This window comes from Plantactinospora siamensis (genome assembly GCF_042434095.1).
Taxonomy (GTDB): Bacteria; Actinomycetota; Actinomycetes; order Mycobacteriales; family Micromonosporaceae; genus KBS50.
The window spans coordinates 62,098-82,150 of record NZ_JBHLUE010000016.1 but is presented as its reverse complement, the minus strand read 5'-3'; the positions used below and the strand labels follow the sequence as shown (position 1 = coordinate 82,150).

Sequence of the window (20,053 nt, the reverse complement as noted above, 5' to 3'; positions counted from 1 at the left end):
AAACGCCGATCAATGCCCGGTCGGCGGCCGGACCGCCCGCTGGCTGGGACAATGCCCGGACCGGCACGTCGGTGCCGGAACCGACGGGTGGAGGAACGCATGGGGTACGCGGTGGTACTCGGCGAGGCGCTGATCGACCTGCTCGACGGGGAGTGCGGCGGGGAGCGGGTGTACCGCCAGGTCGTCGGCGGCGGCCCGTTGAACGTGGCGGTCGGCCTGGCCAGGCTCGGCGCCGACGTGCAGTTCGTCGGCTCGGTGGGCGACGACGCGCTGGGCACCCGGATCCGGGGGTTCGTCGAGGGCGCCGGGGTGGGGCAGCGGGGCATGGTCACGGTCCCCGCGCCGACCGCGCTCGCGGTGGCCACCTTCGCCGGCGCCGAGCCGGAGTTCCGGTTCTACGGCGAGCCACCGTCGTACGGGCTGCTCGGGCCGGACGACCTTGACGTGGCGCTGATCGAGGCCGCCGACGTGCTCTACTGCGGCTCGATCGCGCTGCTCTGCCCGCCGGCGCTGGCCGCGGCCCGGCGGGCCTGGGCCCTCACGCCGGCGCTTCGGGTGTTCGACCCCAATGTCCGGCCGAGCCTGCTGCCCGGCACGGGGGCCGTGGACGAGCTGCGGGCGGTCGTGGCGGAGTTCGCCGCCGGCGCCCACCTGGTCAAGCTGAGCGTCGCCGACCTGGCCGTGCTCTACCCGGACCTGCCGGTCGAGGACGCGGCCGCGCGGCTGCGCGCGCTCGGCGCCGAGGCCGTGGTGGTCACGCTGGGCGCGAACGGCGCGCTGGTGGCGGCGGGCGGCGCCGCCGTACGGGTGCCGGCCCCGGAGGTCTCGGCGGTCGACGCCACCGGCGCGGGCGATTCGGTCATGGCGGCGCTGTCGGCGGATCTGCTGGCCGACGGGCCCGTGCCGGACCCGTCCGCCTGGCCCGACCGGGTCGCCTTCGCCCTCCGGGTGGCCGGTCTGGTCTGTGAGTCGCCGGGCGGGGCCGTCTCGATGCCGACCCGGGCCCAGGTGGCCGCCCGCTTCCCGGCCTGACCGGAGCGGCCCGGTCCCGCCGCCGGGGGAACCGGCCGTGGGCCGGTCACCCTGCCGGGGGAACCGGCCGTGGGCCGGTCACCCTGCCGGGGGAGTCGCCCGCCGCCGCGCGCCCGCAGGCTGAGCGCATGTCGTCGCGTACCGTCCCCGCCCTACCGCGGCCAACCCCGTGGCGCCGCCGGTGGTCCGGCTGGCCGCGCTGGTCCGGCGCCGTCGTTGTCGCAGTGCTCAGCGGGTACGGGGTGGCCGCGGCGGTCTGGTTCCTCGGCGGCCCGTACGCCTTCGCCCGGCCGGACAATCCGGAGAGCACCTTCCCGGAGCACTGGCTGGCGTCGCTGCGCCCGGCCGCGGTGGAGGCGGCCACGCTGGCGCTCGCCGGCCTCGCGGTGGCCGCGGTGCTGCTCATGCGGCGCCGGATAGGCGGGCCGCTGCGCCCGGCGCTGCTGGTGGTGGGCTTCGGCGTGGCGGTCCTGCTGGCCCTGGTGCTGCCCGGCCCGCAGGCGCTGGACGGCATTCCCGTCCTCAACCTGGCCAACCTCAAGCGGCTGGCCTGGCCGACCGTGCATCTGGTGCTGCTGGAATACACCGGCCTGGCGCTCGGCGCGGCCACCCTGGCGTACGCCCGGGCCACCCGCGGCGCGTGCGAGCACTGCGGCCGCGGTCGCGCCGGGACAAGCTCCGGCGGTCGCGCGGCGGCAGGTTCCGGCGGTCGCGCCGCGTCGTGGCCGCGCGGCCGTGCCGGGACGTGGTCCCGGGCCCGGTGGGCGCGGATCGGCACGGTGTCCGCCGTGGCCGCGTTCCTGGCGCCGTTCGGCTACGCCGTCGTCCGGCTGTGCTGGGCCGCCGGCATACCGGTGGGCACCACGAAGGACTTCCTGCGGCAGATCAACGCGGCCAACCCGGGCCACGGAACTCTCCTGCTGGAGCTGATCCTGTCCGGTCTGGCCATCGGCGGCGGGCTGCTCTGCCTCGGGCTGACCAGACCGTGGAGCGAGACCTGGCCCCGCTGGGTGCCGGGGCTCGCCGGCCGGCCCGTCCCGCACTGGCTGCCGGTGGGCCTGGCCACGGTCTGCGGCATCGGGCTCTTTGGCTTCGCCACCACCCTGGTGCCCGATCTGCTGCGGTTCGCCGCCGGTCGGCGGGTCTACTACCCCGGCACCGCCGTCCGGACCACCTGGCTCTCCCACCTGCCGGCCATCTCGCTGCTGCTGTGGGGCGCCCTCGTGCTGGTCTCCGCGGCCGCCTTCCACTACCGCACTCGACCGCACTGCGTGCACTGCGGCCGGGACGACCGTTAACAGGGGCCCCTTGCTATACAGAAAGCGATAACAAGGGGCCCTTCCTTACCCCTCAGGCGTCGCCGGAGAGTTCGGCGTAGCCGCGGCGGACCGCCACCAGCGACGGGCCGGCGCCGAACGCCGCCCGCTGCGCGACCGCCTCGGCGGGCTGGCCGTCGGCGTGCCCGTCCCGGATAGCCCAGGCCAGCGCGGCCAGGTCGGCCTGCTGGATCCGGGCCCGCTCCACCCCGAGCGGCGCGCCGTGGCCGGGAACGATCACCGTGCCCGATGACGCCGTGCCGAGCAGGGCGTCCACGGTGTCCGGCCACTCCAGCGGGTACGCGTCGGTGAAGTCCGGCGGTCCGCTTTCCTCCAGCAGGTCGCCGGCCAGCAGCACGTCCGCGTCCGGCACGGCGACCACCAGGTCGCCGGCGGTGTGCCCGCGGCCGTGGTGCCGCAGCAGCACCGCGCGGTCGCCGAGGTCGAGGGTGGACTCCTGGTGCACCGTGTGGTCCGGAGCGAGGATCGCGGTGGCCGCGACCTCGGCGGCCAGCTCAGAGTCGACGGCCAGCGCCTCGTCGTACGCCTCCCGGCGTACCCGCTCGGGGGTGTCCCGCAACAGCGCCGCGGCGGCCTCGTGCGCCCAGATCGGCCGGGACGCCTTGCCGGCCTCCGCCGCCCTGGCCAGGACGGCGTTGCCGAAGCAGTGGTCGAAGTGGTGGTGGGTGTTGACCAGCACCAGCGGCAGCGTCGTGATCCGGCGTACCGCGTCGGCCAGCGCGGCGGCCTGGCCGGCGGTGGAGAGGGTGTCCACCAGCAGCGCGGCCGTCCGGCCGGGAACGAGCGTCACGGAAACGTCGAACACCGGGTGCCGGAGCACGAAGATCCGGTCGCCGACCTCGGTGAAGGCGGGATCGCTGGTCATGCCGGCCGGGACGCCCGCTCGACGAACCGGTGCCGGTCCACCAGCGCCCGCTCCACCCGGGCCTCGGCCACGGTCTCCGCGCCGTCGGTGACGGTCACCTCGAACAGCAGGCGTCGACCGTCCACCTTGGCGAGCCGGGCCTGCGCCACCACGGTGCCGCCGATCGGGGTGGGCAGCCGGTGGTCCAGCTCGACCCGTACCCCCACCGTGGTCAGCCCGGTCGGCATCCGGGCCGCGGTCGCGGCCACGGTGGCCGCCTCGGCCAGGGCCAGCACCCGCGGCGTGCCGAGCACCGGCACGTCGCCGGAGCCGACCGCCTGGGCGGTGTCCGAGTCGGTCACGGTCAGCTCCACCCGGGCACCCAGCCCCGGCGGGAAGGTGTCGTCCGCCTGCTGTCGCTCCATGCGCCCAGCTTAGGCGGTGTCGCGGGGATCTCCGGGGAGCGAGGGGAGTTCGGACGGCGCCGAGCCGGCTTCGGGGCCGGCGAAGGCGCCGGGTCGTGCCGGCGGTCAGCCCCGGTCGCGGGCCGCCCGGGCCCGCGTGGCCAGCGCGGCCGCCAGCTCGTACGCCTCGAGCACGTCCCGGTGCAGCGCGGCCGCGCCCCGGCCGCCGGCCGTGTCGGCGTGCACGCTGGCCAGTCGGAGCAGGCGCTGTACGGGACCCTGCACCACCCGTACGCTCTGGATCCGCGCCACCGGCACCACCATCAGCTCCCGGGTGAGCAGCCCGTGCCGGGCGGCGAAGACCCGGTCGGTGAGCCCGGCGCCCAGCGCCGATCGGCCGATCGGCCGCAGCCACCGGGCGCGCTCGGGCGGCGGGGTCAGCGGCAGGGTGGCCAGGTCGACGCCGGGCAGCACCTCCGCGGTGATCATCCGGGCGACGGGTAGCTCGCCGACCGGCAGCAGCCGGTCCGACCGGTTCCGGTCGTCGGTCTCCTCCCGGGCGTACCCGGCGATGTCGAGCCGGAGCCGCAGCCAGTCGTTCACCCGCCACAGCAGCGGCCAGGTCACCCCGATGGCCTGCACCCGGTTCAGCGGCACGGTCTGGGCGCGGGTCTCCACCAGGCCGTTGCGGATCCGCAGCGCGTCGCCGTCCCGGCCCAGCCGGAAGTTCCAGTCGTCGAGGACGCGCCGCACCGGCCGCAGCAGCACGCCGGCGATCGCGGTGAGCGTGCTGGCCACCGCGACGAACGACCAGGACTTCTCGGTGAGGAACTGGATGATCACGAAGGCCACGCCGAACGGCAGCAGGAACGCCTGCGGCGTGAGCAGCTGGCTGATCAGCAGGTCGCGGTTGGCCACCGCGTGCAACGGGCGGACCTGCGCGGGCCACGGCAGCGCACCCGGCAGGCCGCGCGCGCGGACACCGCCGGGTCCGGCCGGCAGGGTCGCGCCGCCGGGTCCGGCCGGCAGGGTCGCACCGCCGGGTCCGGCGGGCGCCGGGCCACCACCAGGCACGCCTGGGCCGACCTGGCCGGTGGCGCCGGCCGGTGCGGCCTCGCCTGCCGCCGGGATGGTGTCGGCCGGCGTCCCGGGACCGGCCCAGGCCGCCGCGTCGCCGGCGCCGGCGCCGGCCACGTACCGGGTCCGGCCGGCCAGCTGGAGCAGACGGTCGCGCAGTTCGGCGGCCTCGGCCACGGTCAGGTACGCGAGCGGCGCCTCGGCCTTCGCCCCGCCCACCACCTCGAGCCGCAGCTCGGCCAGGCCGGTGAGCTGGGCCAGCAGCGGGCGCACCACCTCCACGGCCTGCAGCCGTTCCAGCGGGATGGCCCGGGTGCGCCGCCACAGCAGGCCCTCGTGGATCCGCAGCTCGCGGCCCACCAGCTGGTAGCCGGTGTTGTACCAGCTGACCGCGGACAGGGCCACGGCGCCGAGCGCCAGCGCGGCCACGGTCAGCGCGAACCAGCCCAGCCCGAGCCTGGACAGCGTCGACCAGGACAACCCGGCGACGACCACAACGAGGGTCTTGGCGCCCTGCAGCAGCGGGCTGAGCGGGTGCAGCCGGCGCCGGGGCTGCCCGACCGGTTCGGTCACCGCTGCGGCCCGCGGACCGGCGGGGGCGTCGTGATCCCGTTCACAGCCCCTCCACCCGGTCCTCGCCGAGCGCGGTGAGCCGGTCCCGCAGCCGGGCGGCCTCGGTCGGCGGCAACCCCGGCACCCGCGCGTCGCTGGCCGCCGCGGCCGTGTGCAGCTGCACGGTGGCCAGCCGGAAGACCCGCTCCAGCGGGCCGGCCGTCACATCAACGAACTGCATCCGGGCGTACGGGACGATCGACAGCCGCCGGACCAGCAGGCCGTGCCGGACCAGCAGGTCGTTGTCCCGCTCGGCGTAGCCCCAGGCGCGAACCGCCCGGATGATCACGGAAACCCGCCAGGCCGCGAGCAGCAGCACCAGCGCGAGGGCGGCGGGGAAGGACCAGTGCCCGGTCAGGGCCCACCCGATCAGCAGGCCCACGACCAGGATGGCGAGGCCGACGCCGAGCCGGACCAGCTCGACCCAGATCAGGCTGCGCGAGACCGGCTGCCAGCGGACCGTCCGGGGCCAGGGTTCGAGCGGATCACTCACGGGTCGAGCCTAGGCGATGCGGGCACGGGTTCGACGTCCCGCAGAAAGCCGCGCGCCGTCAGGAAGCCGCCGAGGTGCTCCCGGTGCTCGGCGCAGGCCAGCCAGGTCTTGCGCCGGTCGGGGGTGTGCAGCCGAGGATTGTTCCAGCGCAGCGCCCACCCGGCCGGGGCGCGGCAGCCCCGGGCCGAACAGATCGGCGGCTCGGACTGGGGCGGGGGAAGGTCGGCCACGCGGTCAGTCTACGGACGGGACCGGGGCGGGCGGCCGGGGGAAATCGTCGCGCTCCGGCGCCGGAAGTTTGAGCGCCGGGCGGCCACGGGGGAAGCCGCCCGGCGACGGCTGAATGGTACACACCAACAGCCCCCCTCTGTCCAGCCTGCGCCGGGTGGCGAAGTCGCCACGTCGCCAACCGGGGTTTCCGCCGACCGGCTTCCCGACCGGACGTGCGAGGCTTGGTGCGGCGGTACCCCGCCGGCAGCCGCCGTCCGCGATGGCGGCGACGTCCGGCGCCGGTGGCGTCGACAGCGTCGCCGAGCGGCGACCCCGGTGCGGGGCCGGCGAGCGGTGGCCCCAGACCGCGTGACCCGAAGAAGTTGTGGAGGACCGGTGGCCCAGCCGACCACACCCGACGTTCCGAACCCGTCCGCCGCCGACGGTCACCCGTCGCCGGCGGGGAGCGGCGTACCGCAGGATCCGGCCGGGAGCGGCGTACCGCGGGACCCGGCCGGGAGCGGCGTACCGCGGGACCCGGCCGGCACGGCGCGGCCGGCCGGCCGGGACGTCCCGGCCTCCGGCGGCACCCCGGCGCAGGACGCGACGCTGCTGGAGCGGGCGCTGTTCGAGGTCAAGAAGGTGATCGTGGGCCAGGACCGGCTGGTCGAGCGGATGTTCGTGGCGCTGCTGGCGCGCGGGCACTGCCTGCTCGAGGGCGTGCCGGGGGTGGCCAAGACGCTGGCCGTGGAGACGCTGGCCAAGGTCGTCGGCGGCACGTTCTCCCGGGTGCAGTTCACCCCGGACCTGGTGCCGGCCGACATCGTGGGCACCCGGATCTACCGCCAGTCCAGCGAGAAGTTCGACGTCGAGCTCGGCCCGATCTTCGTCAACTTCCTGCTGGCCGACGAGATCAACCGGGCGCCCGCGAAGGTGCAGTCGGCGCTGCTCGAGGTGATGAGCGAGCGGCAGGTGTCGCTGGGTGGCCAGACCCACCGGGTGCCCGAGCCGTTCCTCGTGATGGCCACGCAGAACCCGATCGAGCAGGAGGGCGTGTACCCGCTGCCGGAGGCGCAGCGGGACCGGTTCCTGATGAAGATCCTGGTCGGCTACCCCACCGACGCCGAGGAGCGGGAGATCGTCTACCGGATGGGGGTCGAGCCCCCCGAGCCGGCGCCGGTCTTCGGCCCCAGCGACCTGCTCGCCCTGCAGCGCAAGGCTGACCGGGTCTTCGTGCACAACGCGCTGGTGGACTACACCGTGCGGCTGGTCCTGGCCACCCGGACCCCGGCCGAGCACGGCATGCCGGACGTCGCGCAGCTGATCCAGTACGGCGCCAGCCCGCGTGCCTCGCTGGGCATCGTGCGGGCGACCCGGGCGCTGGCCATGCTGCGCGGCCGGGACTACGCGCTGCCGCAGGACATCCAGGACATCGCCCCGGACATCCTGCGTCACCGGCTGGTGCTCAGCTACGACGCGCTGGCCGACGACGTACCGGCTGACCAAATCGTCGGCCGGGTGCTCTCCACCATCCCGCTACCGACGGTGACCCCCCGCCAGCAGGCCACCCCGGCGCCCAGCTCCGGCGCGGGCTGGCCCGGGCGGCCGGCGTGAGCCGACCCGGGACCGGCCCGGGCGGTGGGTACGCCGATCCGGCCGGCGGGGCCGCCGGCCGGTCCAACCTCGGGGGCCGGTCCGATCCGGCGGCCGCGACCGGGGATCGCGGAGATCCGGCCGGCGCGACGGGGCGCCGTGCGGAGGCCGTGCTGTCCCGGTTGCAGCTGCTGGTCACCCGCCGGCTCGACGGGCTGTTGCAGGGCGACTACCTCGGCCTGCTGCCGGGGCCGGGCAGCGAGGCCGGCGAGTCTCGGGAGTACCGGCCCGGAGACGACGTACGCCGGATGGACTGGCCGGTGACCGCCCGCACCACGCTGCCGCACGTGCGGCAGACGGTGGCCGACCGGGAGCTGGAGACCTGGCTGGCCGTCGACCTGTCCGCCAGCCTCGACTTCGGCACGGGCCGCTGGCTGAAGCGCGACCTGGTGGTGGCGGCGGTGGCGACCATGGCGCACCTGACGGCCCGGGGCGGCAACCGGGTGGGCGCGGTGGTGGGCACCGGCGCCGCCGGTCCGGCGCCCGGCCCGGCGGCCGGCCGGGTGAGCGGGGTCCGGCGGTTGCCGGCCCGCCCCGGTCGCAAGGAGGCGCAGGGCCTCGTCCGGGCCGTCGCCACCACCCGGATCCGGCCCGGCCGGACCGACCTGGGCGCCCTGGTCAACATGCTCAACTCGCCGCCCCGCCGGCGCGGCATGGCGGTGGTGATCTCGGACTTCCTGGCCCCGCCGGCGCAGTGGGGGCGGGCCGTCCGCAAGCTCGCCGTCCGGCACGACGTGCTGGCGATCGAGGTGGTCGACCCGCGCGAGCTGGAGCTGCCGGACGTCGGCGTGCTCGAGCTGGTTGATCCGGAGACCGGCGACCTGCACGAGGTGCAGACCGCCGACCCGAAGCTACGCCGCCGGTACGCCGAGGCCGCCTCGGCGCAGCGGACGGCGATCGCCACCGAACTGCGCGCCGCGGGGGCAGCGCATCTACGGTTGCGTACCGATTCCGACTGGCTTCTGGACACGGTGCGGTTCGTCGCGGCACAGCGCCACGCCCGCACCAGGGGGACCACACGATGATCCGTTTTCTCCAACCGTGGTGGCTACTGGCCGTGCTGCCGGTGCTCGCCCTGGCCGGGGTGTACGTCTGGCGCCAGCTGCACCGGCGCAGCTATGCGATGCGGTTCACGAACGTCGAGCTGCTGCGCTCCCTCGCGCCGAAGGGACTCGGTTGGCGGCGGCATGCCTCGGCGGGCGCGTTCCTGCTCAGCCTGCTCGTGCTCGCCACCGGCCTGGCCCGGCCCTCGATCGACGAGCGGCGGCCGCTGGAGCGCGCCACCATCATGCTGGCGATCGATGTGTCGCTGTCGATGCAGGCCGACGACGTGGCGCCGACCCGGCTGCAGGCCGCGCAGGAGGCGGCCAAGCAGTTCGTGGCGGAGCTGCCGCCGACCTTCAACCTGGGTCTCGTGTCGTTCGCCAAGTCGGCCAACGTGCTGGTCCCGCCCGGCAAGGACCGTACGGCGGTGGTGGAGGCCATCGACGGACTCTCGCTCGCCGAGGCCACGGCCACCGGCGAGGCGGTCTTCACCTGCCTGGACGCCATCCGGTCGGTGCCGGCCGACGGGGCTCAGGGGCCGCCGCCGGCGCGCATCGTCCTGCTCTCCGACGGGTACCGCACCTCGGGCCGCTCCATCGAGGAGGCGGGGTCGGCGGCCCAGGACGCGAACGTGCCCGTGTCGACAATCGCCTTCGGCACCGACGGTGGCGAGGTGGACATCGCCGGGCAGCAGCAGCGGGTGCCGGTGGACCGGCTCTCGCTGGCCCAGCTCGCCGAGACGACCCAGGGCTTCTTCTACGAGGCCGCGTCGGTGAGTGAGCTGAAGAAGGTGTACCAGGACATGGGCAGCTCGATCGGCTTCCGGACCGAGCCGCGCGAGGTCACCCAGTGGTACGCGGGGATCGCCCTGCTACTGGCCTTGGTCGCCGCGGCCATGAGTCTGCTGTGGACCTCACGGCTGCCGTGACCGGAGTCGATCGCGCAGTTGTGGTGGGTGGGTCGGGGTGTGCGGCGCAGCGGCGCTCGCTCAGTGGGTGGCGCCGACCAGGACGAAGAGGTAGACGACCCAGACGGCGGCGAGGGTGAAGCCCAGCGGGGCGGCGTAACGGTGCATGGCGACTCTCCGAAGGCGACAGACACGCGGGAACGAGGACTGGAGCGGGGAGAAATCGCGACCGGGTGAACCGCCGGACGACACGCCCGGAACGGCCCTGGCGTTTCGGCCGGGTCCCGGGCGGTGCGTGGCGGTGTAGCGGGGTCAGCTCAGGCTGGCGACGGCTCAGCGGGGCGGACCGGCGACCCGGCCACGACTAGGAGGATCGCTATCTCGCACAGCGATCACCTCCACTGGTCGGCCGGGCGGGAAGATCCACGAGAATCGTACACCCGCCGAAGCCGCCCGGCGTGCCCGCCCCGACCGTGCTTCCGGGCGAGGGCGCCGAGCAGGAGTGCCAGGGCGGCGGCGAAGACCGGCAGCCAGCACGCGCGCGCGGTTAGCCAGCCGGTGCCCGTGGGTGGGGTGTGCAGGCCGGGTACGGCGTGCCCGCCGGCCAGCCAGAGCCCGGCCAGGGTCACCAGGATCAGCGCGCTCTGATGGGTCAGGAAGATCGGCAGCGCGAGCCGGTTGAGCGCGCGCACCGGCCGCCACCAGCGGGGCCGGGCGAGCAGCCGGTTCAGCGCCGGGCGCAGCAGCACGGCCAGCCCGACCTGGGCGAGCGCCAGCGCCACGGTCGCCGACGACGGCGGGTCCAGGTTCGACCGTCCGGCGCCGGGGATGCCGACGGCGCTGTCCGGGTAGCCGGCCAGGCCCACCAGCGCCACCAGGGCCAGCAGGCCGGCGCCGGCGAGCGCGGCGCCGGCTACCGGGCCGCGCAGCCGACCGCGGGCGGCCGCCGCCCCGAGCAGGTACGGCACCGCCCACGCCGCGGTCAGCGTCAGCGGCAGGGTGTACGCGCCCGGATGGGCGTCCGAGGCGATCACCGCGGCCAGCGGCGGCGACGCGGCCAGCGGGCCCCACCGGTCGACGCACCGGTCCAGCACGGGCGTGGCAGCGGTGAGCGCCAGCAGCGGGACGAGGAACCACAGCGGGCTGGCCACCAGCCGGCCGACCGTCTCGACGGTGCCGTCCGGGGCGCCGGCGGCCAGGCCGAGCACCAGGGCGGCCGTCCAGACGGCCGCGAAGGCGGCCAGCGGGCCGCCGAGCCGGCGCAACCGGCTCGCCAGCCAGCCCCGGTACCGGCCGCGGCCGGCCGAGCCGGCTTGGGCCGGCTGTCCCCGGGAGCCAGCCCGACCAACCCGGCCCGCCCGGCCAGCCCGGCCCGCCCGGCCAGCCCGGCCCGCCCGGCCAGCCGGGCCAGCCGGTTCAGCCCGGCCAGCCCGGCCGGGTCGGGCCGTCCAGGCGCGGGTGGCGGCGAAGCCGGCCACGAAGAAGAACAGGCCGAGCGTCTGGGGCAGCCAGCTGAGCGGGGCCAGGGCCGGCATCGCCCGCAGCGGGCTGTCGGCCACGAGATCGCCGTCGGGGGTGAGCACCAGCGCGGTGACCAGCCAGTGCCCGAGCACCACGCCGGCCATCGCGAGCGCCCGCACCCCGTCCACGGCCCGGTCCCGGCCATCCGGCGGGGCCGCCGGGCCCAGCGAGGTCGCCGGGCCCAGCGAGGTCGCCGGGCCCAGCGAGGCCGCCGGGCAGACCGCCCGGCCCAGCGAGGCCGCCGGGCCGATCGGCGGGCCAAGCGGGGCGGCCGGGCCGGGTGGGGCGGCCGGGCCGGGCGGGGCGGCCGGCGGGGCCGGTGGGCCGGGCTGGCGGACCGAGGTGCTCACCGGACCGCCTCCGCCCGTAGCACCAGCGCGGCCAGCGCGCGGACGGTGCCGGTGCCCGGCGCGAGGTAACCGTCGTGCCCCGGCACGCCGTCGGTGGGCAGCCGACGCGCGCCGAACCGGGCCGAGCCGGGGCGTACGCCGTGGCCCAGGTCGCCCAGCCGGAGCTGCGGGATCTGGCGCACCCAGTCGTCCGGCGCCTCGGCCGCCCACACCCGGGCCGGGGTGTGCAGCGAGGCCGCCGTGTCCACGCCCGTCCCGATCCCGCCCAGCGTCACCAGGTCGGTCACCTGGCGGGGCAGGCGCGCGGCGGCCAGCCCCACCACCAGCGCGCCGTAGCTGTGTCCGACCAGGGTGACGGCGGCGTGCGGGCGGAGCGCGGCCAGGTCCGCCGCGAACGCGGCCAGCCGCGCCGCGCCGCCGCGGGCGCGTTCCGGGCGGGCCGCCGCCAGGCCCAGCCCCTCCGGTGGGTCGTAGCCCAGCCAGGCCACCACGGCCACCCGGGCGGCCGGATCGGTGGCCCGCAGGGCGGCGTACACCGTCCGGGCCTGCCGGGCCGGCGCCCGGCCCGGCACCCCGCCGAGGCCGCGGTCGAAGTCGCGCAGCGTGGTGGCCACGCCGGGCACCAGCACCACGATCCGGTCGGCGTGGTCGAGGTCGCCGACGGCCTCCACGGCCAGCCCGTCCCCGGCCGGATCGAAGGCCAGGAACCGTCGGCCCGTCCCGGCCCATTCCGCGTACGGCGGCCCGGCCGCCACCATGGCGGCGGCGCTGCGCCGGTACGCGACGTCGAACGCCACCGCCGGCGCCGGCGCCGGCCCGGCGGTCACCGGCGCCGGGGCCAGCAGCCCCGCGGCGAGCAGCGTGGCCAGCGCGCCGCCGGAGAAAAGTTGACGGATCATGTCGTACCCCCTCGGTCGGTGGAACCGAAGGGTGCGCGGGCGGCCGGTCTGCGCGGATCAACCCGCGGCGGGATCCGGCGCCGGTACCGGGGGGCTACTCGCCGGCGGCGACCAGGCCCGACTCGTACGCCAGCACGACGGCCTGGGCCCGGTCCCGCAGGTGCAGCTTGCCCAGCACCCGCCCGACGTGGGTCTTCACGGTCTGCTCGGCCACCACCAGCTCGGCGGCGATCTCGGCGTTGGACCGGCCGCGCGCGATCAGCCGCAGCACCTCGGTCTCCCGGGCGGTGAGCGCGGCCAGCGAGACCGGGCGCGGCCGGTCGGGCCGGGGCCGGGCGGCGAACTCGGCGATCAGCCGGCGGGTCACCGCGGGGGCCAGCAGCGCGTCGCCGGCGGCCACCACCCGGACCGCGTGCACCAGGTCGGCGGCCGGGGCGTCCTTGAGCAGGAAGCCGCTGGCGCCCGCCCGCAGCGCGTCGTAGACGTAGTCGTCCAGGTCGAAGGTGGTGAGGATGAGCACCCGCGGCCGCTCGCCGCGGCCGTCGCCGACCAGCTGCCGGGTGGCGGCCAGGCCGTCCAGGACCGGCATCCGGATGTCCATGAGCACCACGTCCGGGTCCAGCCGGCGGGCCGCCGCCACCGCCTCGGCGCCGTTCGCCGCGTCCCCCACCACCAGCAGGTCGGGTTGGGCCGCGAGCAGCGCCCCGAAGCCCTGCCGGACCATGGCCTGGTCGTCCGCGATCAGCAGCTTGATCATCGGTCACCCTCCGGTTCGTACGGTAGGCGGGCGTGCACCACGAAGCCCTCGCCGGTCGGTCCGGCGCTGAACGCGCCGCCCAGCAGGACCGCCCGCTCCCGCATCCCGGTGAGGCCGTGACCGGCCGCCCCGGGCCGCGCCGCCGGGCCGGCGTGGGCGTTGTCGACCCGTACCTCCAGCTCCGCGCCGGTGGCGCGGACCGCGAGCCGCACCGGCGCTCCGGGCGCGTGCCGGGCCGCGTTGGCCACCGCCTCCTGGATGATCCGGTACGCGGCCAGCTGCACCGGCGCGGGGACCGCCGGCCGGTCCGGCGCGTCCGGTACGGGCAGCGGCCCGGCGAGCTCGACGGTCATCCCCGCGCGCCGGGCGCCGGCCAGCAGCTCGGGGAGTTCGGCGAGGCCGGGTTGGGGCGCGGTCTGCGGGCCGCTGTCGGCGTTGCGCAGCACGCCCAGCAGCCGGCGCATGTCGGTGAGCGCCTCCCGGGCGGAGCCGGCGATCGCCCCGAACTCGGCCCGGGCCGGGTCGGGCAGGGCGTCCAGCCGGTACGGCGCGGTTTCGGCCTGCACGGCGATCATCGACATGTGGTGCGCCACCACGTCGTGCAGCTCCCGGGCGATCCGGGCGCGTTCCTCCAGGACCGCCCGGCGGGCCTTCTCCAGCTCGCTCAGCTCGGTCTGCTCGGCCAGCGCCGCGCCGGACTGCCGGGTGCGCCGGATCAGGCCGCCGACCACCAGCAACAGCACCACCAGCACGATGACCCCGACGACGTTGTTGGCGTCCACCAGGGCCACGACGGGGACCAGCGTGATGCCGCCGATCCAGGGCAGCAGCGGCCAGTCCACCCGCAGCGCCACCACGGCGAGCACGAGCAGCCCGATGAGGACCAGGGCCGGGTTCCACGGCCACGACGCGCGGGCCGGCGCGTTGAAGGTGCACAGCGCCAGCGCCAGGATCAGCAGCCGCCAGGCCAGCAGCGGGCGGCGCCGCAGCGCCGCCAGCGGCGCCACGGTGAGCCCGGCGAAGAGGATGGCGATGACCAGCGGCAGCGCCCGGTCGTGCTCCTCGGCCAGCGTGATGGCGAAGATGATGCCCACGGCCAGGATGCCGGTCGGGCCCGCGTAGCGGCGGACCGCCGGAGGTCCGGGCAGCGGCCGGGCCGGCGGGTAGTCCGGGCCGGCCAGCGTGCGCAGCAGCGCCGCGACCGGGGGAGGGAGGTTCACCGTCCGGAGCGTACGGTCCGGGACCGGTCCCGGCGTCCCACCGTGGCGTGATCCACGGCGTCATACCGGCGTGGTACGCCCTGGTTAGCGCCTACCGGTCGGTAGCGCCTAGTCTCCATCGCGACCGTCCGCACGATCACGAGGAGCAGCCGTGGCCCGAACTGTGCTGGTGACCGGTGGCAACCGGGGGATCGGCCTGGCCATCGCCAACGCGTTCGCCAAGCAGGGCGACCGGGTGGCCGTGACGCACCGCGGCAGCGAGGTTCCGGAGCACCTGTTCGGGGTCCGGTGCGACATCACCGACTCGGCCGCCGTGGACGCGGCCTTCGCCGCGGTGGAGGCGGAACTGGGCCCGGTGGAGGTGCTGGTGGCCAACGCCGGCGTCACCGCCGACACGCTGCTGATGCGGATGTCCGACGAACAGTTCACCGGGGTGGTGGACACGAACCTCACCGGCGCGTTCCGCTGCGCCAAGCGGGCGGCCACCAAGATGCTGCGGGCCCGCTGGGGTCGGATGATCTTCATCTCCTCGGTGGTCGGCCTGTACGGGTCGGCCGGGCAGGTCAACTACGCGGCCAGCAAGGCGGGCCTGGTCGGGGTGGCCCGCTCGATCACCCGGGAACTCGGCGGCCGCAACATCACCGCCAACGTGGTGGCGCCGGGCTTCATCGACACCGACATGACCGCCGAGCTGCCCGAGCAGCGCCGGGCGGAATACCTGAAGGCCATCCCGGCGGCCCGGTTCGCCGCGCCGGACGAGGTCGCCGGCGTGGTGACCTGGCTGGCCAGCGACGCGGCCGGGTACATTTCCGGCGCCGTCATCCCGGTCGACGGCGGCCTCGGCATGGGCCACTGACGTATCCCCTTCCCGGCAAACGACAACGAAAGGGTCGCGTACGTGTCTGGACTGCTGGCCGGTAAGCGGCTGCTGGTAACCGGCGTTCTCACCGACGCCTCGATCGCGTTCTCGGTGGCCAAGCTGGCTCAGGAGAACGGGGCGACGGTCGTGCTCACCGGCTTCGGCCGGATGTCGCTGGTGGAACGGATCGCCAAGCGACTGCCGGAGCCGCCGCCGGTGATCGAGCTGGACGTCACCGACCCCGAGCACCTGGCCGCGCTGGCCGACCGGGTCCGGGAGCACGTCGACGGGCTGGACGGGGTGGTGCACTCGATCGGGTTCGCGCCGCAGAGCTGCCTGGGCGGCGGGTTCCTGGACGCGCCGTGGGAGGACGTGGCCAAGGCCGTGCAGGTCTCCACGTACTCGTACAAGTCGCTGGCCATGGCCGCGCTGCCGCTGATGGGCTCGGGCGGTTCGGTGGTGGGCCTCACCTTCGACGCCACCAAGGCCTGGCCGGTGTACGACTGGATGGGCGTGGCCAAGGCCGGGCTGGAGTCCGCCTCCCGCTACCTCGCGCTGCACCTGGGCAAGCAGGGAATCCGCAGCAACCTGGTCTCGGCCGGACCGCTGCGCACCATGGCCGCCAGGTCGATCCCCGGGTTCGAGCAGTTCGAGGACGCCTGGGCCAACCGGGCGCCGCTGGGCTGGGACCTCACCGACGCCGAGCCGGCCGCCCGGGCGGTGCTCGCGCTGCTCTCCGACTGGTTCCCGGCCACCACGGGCGAGATCGTGCACGTCGACGGCGGCTACCACGCGCTCGGCGCCTGAAAGGACGAACCCTCCGGGGGCGCTTCGGCGCAGCACGCGCCGCCGGAGGGTTCGCTGGGGCCCTTCCTAACGCCCTGGCGGGCCGGGTAACGCAGCTAACACCGGGCCGCCGTTCGCCGGTCACCACCGGCGGGGAAAATGGCGGCATGGCGTACGACGCAGTGCTGCTGGTCTCGTTCGGCGGACCGGAACGTCCCGAGGACGTCCTGCCGTTCCTGACCAACGTGACCCGGGGCCGGGGCGTGCCGCCCGAGCGGCTGGCCGAGGTGGCCGAGCACTACCAGCATTTCGGCGGGGTGTCGCCGATCAACCAGCAGAACCGCGAGCTGCTGGCCGCGCTGCGCGGCGAGTTCGCCGAGCACGGCCTCGACCTGCCGCTCTACTGGGGCAACCGCAACTGGCACCCCATGCTCGCGGACACCGTGGCGCAGATGCGCGACGACGGGATCCGGTCCGCCCTGGCGTTCGTCACCAGCGCGTACGGGGGGTACTCCTCCTGCCGGCAATATCAGGAGGACCTCGCGCTGGCCCGGTCGGCCGTCGGCTCGACCGCGCCGGTGATCGACAAGCTGCGCCAGTTCTGGGACCACCCCGGCTTCGTCCGGCCGCACGCCGACGCCGTACGGGACGCGCTCGCGACGCTCGGTCCCACCGGGCCGGACACCACCCGGCTGGTCTTCACCGCGCACTCCGTGCCGACCTCCATGGCCGCCACGGCCGGGCCGGAGGGCGGCCGGTACGAGGCCCAGCTGCGCGAGACTGCCGCGCTGGTGGCCGCGGCGGCCGGCACCGACCTGCCCTATGACCTGGTGTGGCAGAGCCGGTCCGGGCCGCCGCAGGTGCCGTGGCTGGCGCCGGACATCAACGATCACCTGGCGGCCCTGGCCGCCGACGGCATCGGCAAGGTCGTGGTGAGCCCCATCGGGTTCGTCTCCGACCACCTCGAGGTGGTGTGGGACCTGGACACCGAGGCGGCCGACACCGCCAAGCGCCTCGGCCTGGACTACGTGCGGGCGGCCACCCCGGGCACCGATCCGCGGTTCGTGACGATGATCAGGGAGCTGGTCGAGGAACGCCTGACCCCGGCCGGGGCCGGGGTGGCGGCCGATCGCTGCCGGTTGGGTACGCTGCCGGCCTGGGACTTCTGCCCGGCCGGCTGCTGCGTGCCGGCCCGGCGGCGCTGACCGGGCCGGCCGAGCGGGCCCGTTCAGCGCTCGGCAGGGCACGGCCCGGTCACGGCGACCGGTCGACGCCAACCGGTCGACCAGGCCGGCAGCCACCGACCCGACAACCCCCCGACCCGACCACCCCCGATCGATCAGACACCCCCGACGGCGAGGACGACACGATGAGGGACCGCAAGCCCGTCGAGAGCTGGCTCACCGACATGGACGGGGTGTTGGTGCACGAGGGCCAGCCGGTGCCGGGCGCACCCGAGTTCATCAGCCGGTTGCGCGGCTCCGGCAAGCGCTTCCTGGTGCTGACGAACAACTCCATCTACACCCCCCGCGACCTGCAGGCCCGGCTGACCCGGATGGGTTTCGACGTGCCCGAGGAGTCGATCTGGACCGCGGCGCTCGCCACCGCGCAGTTCCTGGCCGACCAGCGGCCCGGCGGCACGGCGTACGTCATCGGTGAGGCCGGGCTGACCACCGCCATGCACGCGGTCGGCTACATCCTGTCCGACTTCTCGCCGGACTACGTGGTGCTGGGCGAGACCCGCACCTACAGCTTCGAGGCGATCACCAAGGCCGTCCGGCTGATCGACGCGGGCGCGCGGTTCATCTGCACGAACCCGGATCCGACCGGCCCGTCCGCCGAGGGCGCCCTGCCGGCGGCCGGGTCGGTGGCCGCGATGATCTCGAAGGCCACCGGCGTCGAGCCGTACTTCGTCGGCAAGCCGAACCCGATGATGATGCGGTCGGCGCTGAACACCATCGAGGCGCACTCGGAGACCACCGCGATGATCGGCGACCGGATGGACACCGACATCCTCTGCGGGCTGGAGGCGGGCCTGGAAACCGTGCTCGTGCTGACCGGGATCAGCAGCCGGGCCGAGGCCGAGCGCTACCCGTACCGGCCGTCCCGGATCATCGGGTCGGTGGCCGACCTGATCGACGAGATCTGAGCCGGCGCCGGGGCTGCGCCCCTCAACCAGGCTCCGGGGCTGCGCCCCGCAACCGGCTCAGGGGCGCAGCGGGGCGTTGCAGGCGGCCACCAGCGCCCGCCGGCAGGCGGCGGTGAGCGGCCGCAGCGCGGCGTCGCGCTGCTGCGCCTCGTACCCGTTGACCGCGCCGCCGGGCGCGGCGTGCTCGGCCAGCGCCAGCATGCGATCCAGCACCGACGCCCGGGCGAACAGCCGGCGGGAGCGCGGGTCGAAGCCCGGGGGCAGGTCGGCGCAGCTGTCCGGGCGGCGCAGCGCGGCGAGCGCGCCGCCCAGCTCGGGCCGCCAGGCCGCCACGTCGAGCCGGGTCAGCGCGGCGGTCGCCTCGGCCAGCGCGGTGGCCAGCTCGGCCTCCGCCTCGGCCGCGCCGGGGTCGGCCAGCGCCGCGGCCGCGGCCTCGGGCGGCAGCGGGTAGACCCGCCACAGCACCGTCTCGAAGGTCATGCCGGAGCCGGACGTGTGGCTGCGTACCTCCGGGATGAACCCGAGCTGGCCGGCCACGACGGCCTCGCCGGCCAGCAGCGCCGCGCCGGCGAACGGCCCGGGCCCGGGCAGGCCGCGCGGGTCGCCGGGCACCGGCAGCACCAGCCGGACCTGGTCGGCCGGGGTGCGGGACAACGCCGGGAGCGCTTCCGCCAGCGGTACGTCGGTCCAGGTCCCCGGCGCGTCGGCGACCAGGTGTTCCTCGCCGGCGGCGATCTCGGCGGCCACCTCGTCGTACGGGACCAGGCCGGCCCGCCACGCGCGCACCCAGGCGACGAACCGGCTGGACCGGCGCGGAGCCAGCGTTGCCGCGTCCGTTGGAGCAGACATGCAGGCAAGGGTACGTGGTCGGCCCGGCCGCTGTCTCTTCCCGCGCGCGTGTGCCCGCTCCCATGCCGCTGACGCCGTAACCGGCGTGTCGGCGCGGCCGTCGGCGGCGTGTCCACGTGGCCGGTGGCGGCGTGTCGGCGTGGCCGGTGGCGGCGCGTCCACGTGGCCGGTGGTGGCGTGTCGGCGTGGCCGCTGAGCCGGCAGCCGCTACCGTCGCGTCGCATGGGGAGGAGATACGGCGAGGACGTGCTGGCCGGGGACTGGCGGCGACGCCGGGTGACGCCCGAGGTGGACGCCGAGCCCGACCTCGTGGTGGAGGATGCCGATTCGGGGTTCTGCGGCGCGGTTGTCGGGTTCGAGGCCGGCGCGGTGGTGCTGGAGGATCGGCACGGGCGGCGGCGCAACTTTCCGCTGCTGCCCGCGGCGTTCCTGCTGGACGGTGCGCCGGTGACGCTTCGCCGGCCGACCGCCGGGCCGGTGCCGGCGGCCCGGCGGCGGACCGCGTCGGGATCGGTCGCCGTGGACGGTGTGCGGGCCCGGGTGGCGCAGGCGAGCCGGATCTGGGTCGAGGGTGTGCACGACGCGGCGCTGGTCGAGCGGATCTGGGGCGACGACCTGCGCATCGAGGGCATCGTGGTGGAGCCGCTGGACGGCATCGACGAGCTGGCGAGCCGGGTACGGGAGTTCGGTCCCGGGCCGCGTCGCCGGCTCGGTGTGCTGGTCGACCACCTCGTCCCGGGTTCCAAGGAGAGCCGGATCGTCGCGGCCGTCACCTCGCCGGATGTGCTGGTCACCGGGCATCCGTACGTGGACGTGTGGCAGGCCGTGCGGCCGTCGGCGCTGGGCATCCGGGCCTGGCCGGTGGTGCCGCCCGGCCGGCCGTGGAAGGAGGGCGTCTGCGCCGCCCTGGGCGTGGCCGAGCCCGCCGCCATGTGGCGGCACATCCTGTCCCGGGTGGACACGTTCGCGGACGTGGAGACGCCGCTGATCAACGCCATGGAACGGCTCATCGACTTCGTCACCGTCCCGCCGGAGTGACGCCGCCGGCCG

20 protein-coding genes are annotated in these 20,053 nt (G+C 75.8%); 10 read left to right on the top strand and 10 right to left on the bottom strand.

Annotation, left to right across the window (positions count from 1 at the left end; all coding sequences use genetic code 11):
• The first annotated feature begins 99 nt into the window (after positions 1–99).
• Together ACFFHU_RS17855 and ACFFHU_RS17850 are read left to right on the top strand one after the other, a co-directional pair.
• A complete protein-coding gene (locus tag ACFFHU_RS17855; RefSeq protein ID WP_377340348.1) occupies positions 100–1,032 on the top strand; it encodes a PfkB family carbohydrate kinase in 933 nt (310 codons plus the stop codon).
• A gap of 128 nt (positions 1,033–1,160) precedes the next feature.
• On the top strand, positions 1,161–2,330 hold the full coding sequence (locus tag ACFFHU_RS17850) for a hypothetical protein (RefSeq protein WP_377340347.1): 1,170 nt from the start codon (positions 1,161–1,163) through the stop codon (positions 2,328–2,330).
• 52 nt (positions 2,331–2,382) lie between these two features.
• Here the strand turns inward: ACFFHU_RS17850 and ACFFHU_RS17845 are convergent, their stop codons facing one another.
• The 5 genes from ACFFHU_RS17845 to ACFFHU_RS17825 form a co-directional block, all read right to left on the bottom strand.
• Entirely contained in the window at positions 2,383–3,234 is an 852-nt protein-coding gene (locus ACFFHU_RS17845) for an MBL fold metallo-hydrolase (RefSeq protein WP_377340346.1), read from the bottom strand.
• Entirely contained in the window at positions 3,231–3,638 is a 408-nt protein-coding gene (locus ACFFHU_RS17840; RefSeq protein ID WP_377340345.1) for a thioesterase family protein, read from the bottom strand. Before ACFFHU_RS17840 ends, ACFFHU_RS17845 begins: the two co-directional genes overlap by 4 nt.
• Positions 3,639–3,743: 105 nt before the next feature.
• Positions 3,744–5,267, bottom strand: coding sequence for a PH domain-containing protein (locus tag ACFFHU_RS17835; RefSeq protein WP_377340343.1), 1,524 nt, complete (start codon positions 5,265–5,267; stop codon positions 3,744–3,746).
• A 40-nt stretch (positions 5,268–5,307) separates the two neighbouring features.
• The gene (locus tag ACFFHU_RS17830; protein ID WP_377340342.1) at positions 5,308–5,799 is read right to left on the bottom strand and encodes a PH domain-containing protein; all 492 of its coding nucleotides are present in this window, start codon (positions 5,797–5,799) and stop codon (positions 5,308–5,310) included.
• On the bottom strand, positions 5,796–6,029 hold the full coding sequence (locus ACFFHU_RS17825; protein WP_377340341.1) for a hypothetical protein: 234 nt from the start codon (positions 6,027–6,029) through the stop codon (positions 5,796–5,798). The genes ACFFHU_RS17830 and ACFFHU_RS17825 overlap by 4 nt, the downstream gene beginning before the upstream one ends.
• Positions 6,030–6,405: 376 nt before the next feature.
• Between ACFFHU_RS17825 and ACFFHU_RS17820 the strand changes: the two genes are divergently transcribed.
• The 3 genes from ACFFHU_RS17820 to ACFFHU_RS17810 all read left to right on the top strand — a co-directional run bounded on the left by ACFFHU_RS17820 (position 6,406) and on the right by ACFFHU_RS17810 (position 9,634).
• Positions 6,406–7,623 carry an AAA family ATPase gene (locus ACFFHU_RS17820; protein WP_377340340.1) on the top strand — a complete coding sequence of 406 codons (1,218 nt, stop codon included), beginning with the start codon at positions 6,406–6,408 and terminating at the stop codon, positions 7,621–7,623.
• Positions 7,624–7,772: 149 nt separating this feature from the next.
• A complete protein-coding gene (locus ACFFHU_RS17815; RefSeq protein WP_377341191.1) occupies positions 7,773–8,687 on the top strand; it encodes a DUF58 domain-containing protein in 915 nt (304 codons plus the stop codon).
• Positions 8,684–9,634: a VWA domain-containing protein gene (locus tag ACFFHU_RS17810; RefSeq protein WP_377340339.1), complete on the top strand. Its 951-nt coding sequence runs from the start codon at positions 8,684–8,686 to the stop codon at positions 9,632–9,634. The genes ACFFHU_RS17815 and ACFFHU_RS17810 overlap by 4 nt, the downstream gene beginning before the upstream one ends.
• 371 nt (positions 9,635–10,005) lie before the next feature.
• Here ACFFHU_RS17810 and ACFFHU_RS17805 read toward each other — a convergent pair whose 3' ends face one another.
• The 4 genes from ACFFHU_RS17805 to ACFFHU_RS17790 form a co-directional block, all read right to left on the bottom strand.
• Complete coding sequence (locus tag ACFFHU_RS17805) at positions 10,006–11,301, bottom strand: acyltransferase family protein (protein ID WP_377341189.1); 1,296 nt, start codon at positions 11,299–11,301, stop codon at positions 10,006–10,008.
• Between the two features lie 179 nt (positions 11,302–11,480).
• Positions 11,481–12,383 carry an alpha/beta hydrolase gene (locus tag ACFFHU_RS17800; RefSeq protein WP_377340338.1) on the bottom strand — a complete coding sequence of 301 codons (903 nt, stop codon included), beginning with the start codon at positions 12,381–12,383 and terminating at the stop codon, positions 11,481–11,483.
• A 94-nt stretch (positions 12,384–12,477) separates the two neighbouring features.
• The gene (locus ACFFHU_RS17795) at positions 12,478–13,140 is read right to left on the bottom strand and encodes a response regulator (RefSeq protein WP_377340336.1); all 663 of its coding nucleotides are present in this window, start codon (positions 13,138–13,140) and stop codon (positions 12,478–12,480) included.
• Positions 13,137–14,360, bottom strand: coding sequence for a sensor histidine kinase (locus ACFFHU_RS17790; protein ID WP_377340335.1), 1,224 nt, complete (start codon positions 14,358–14,360; stop codon positions 13,137–13,139). Before ACFFHU_RS17790 ends, ACFFHU_RS17795 begins: the two co-directional genes overlap by 4 nt.
• A 151-nt stretch (positions 14,361–14,511) precedes the next feature.
• Between ACFFHU_RS17790 and fabG the strand changes: the two genes are divergently transcribed.
• The 4 genes from fabG to ACFFHU_RS17770 all read left to right on the top strand — a co-directional run bounded on the left by fabG (position 14,512) and on the right by ACFFHU_RS17770 (position 18,154).
• Positions 14,512–15,216 carry a 3-oxoacyl-ACP reductase FabG gene (gene fabG / locus ACFFHU_RS17785; RefSeq protein ID WP_377340334.1) on the top strand — a complete coding sequence of 235 codons (705 nt, stop codon included), beginning with the start codon at positions 14,512–14,514 and terminating at the stop codon, positions 15,214–15,216.
• A gap of 42 nt (positions 15,217–15,258) precedes the next feature.
• Positions 15,259–16,026 carry an enoyl-ACP reductase FabI gene (gene fabI / locus ACFFHU_RS17780; RefSeq protein WP_377340333.1) on the top strand — a complete coding sequence of 256 codons (768 nt, stop codon included), beginning with the start codon at positions 15,259–15,261 and terminating at the stop codon, positions 16,024–16,026.
• A gap of 146 nt (positions 16,027–16,172) precedes the next feature.
• Entirely contained in the window at positions 16,173–17,210 is a 1,038-nt protein-coding gene (locus ACFFHU_RS17775; protein ID WP_377340332.1) for a ferrochelatase, read from the top strand.
• Positions 17,211–17,374: 164 nt separating this feature from the next.
• Positions 17,375–18,154, top strand: a complete 780-nt coding sequence (locus ACFFHU_RS17770) for an HAD-IIA family hydrolase (RefSeq protein WP_377340331.1) — start codon at positions 17,375–17,377, stop codon at positions 18,152–18,154.
• Between the two features lie 57 nt (positions 18,155–18,211).
• On the opposite strand, the gene ACFFHU_RS17765 is transcribed toward ACFFHU_RS17770, so the two are convergent.
• The gene (locus ACFFHU_RS17765) at positions 18,212–19,003 is read right to left on the bottom strand and encodes an Rv1486c family protein (protein WP_377340329.1); all 792 of its coding nucleotides are present in this window, start codon (positions 19,001–19,003) and stop codon (positions 18,212–18,214) included.
• 222 nt (positions 19,004–19,225) lie between these two features.
• Here ACFFHU_RS17765 and ACFFHU_RS17760 point away from each other — a divergent pair, with 222 nt between their 5' ends.
• Positions 19,226–20,041: a DUF3097 domain-containing protein gene (locus ACFFHU_RS17760; protein WP_377340327.1), complete on the top strand. Its 816-nt coding sequence runs from the start codon at positions 19,226–19,228 to the stop codon at positions 20,039–20,041.
• Positions 20,042–20,053 lie beyond the last annotated feature (12 nt).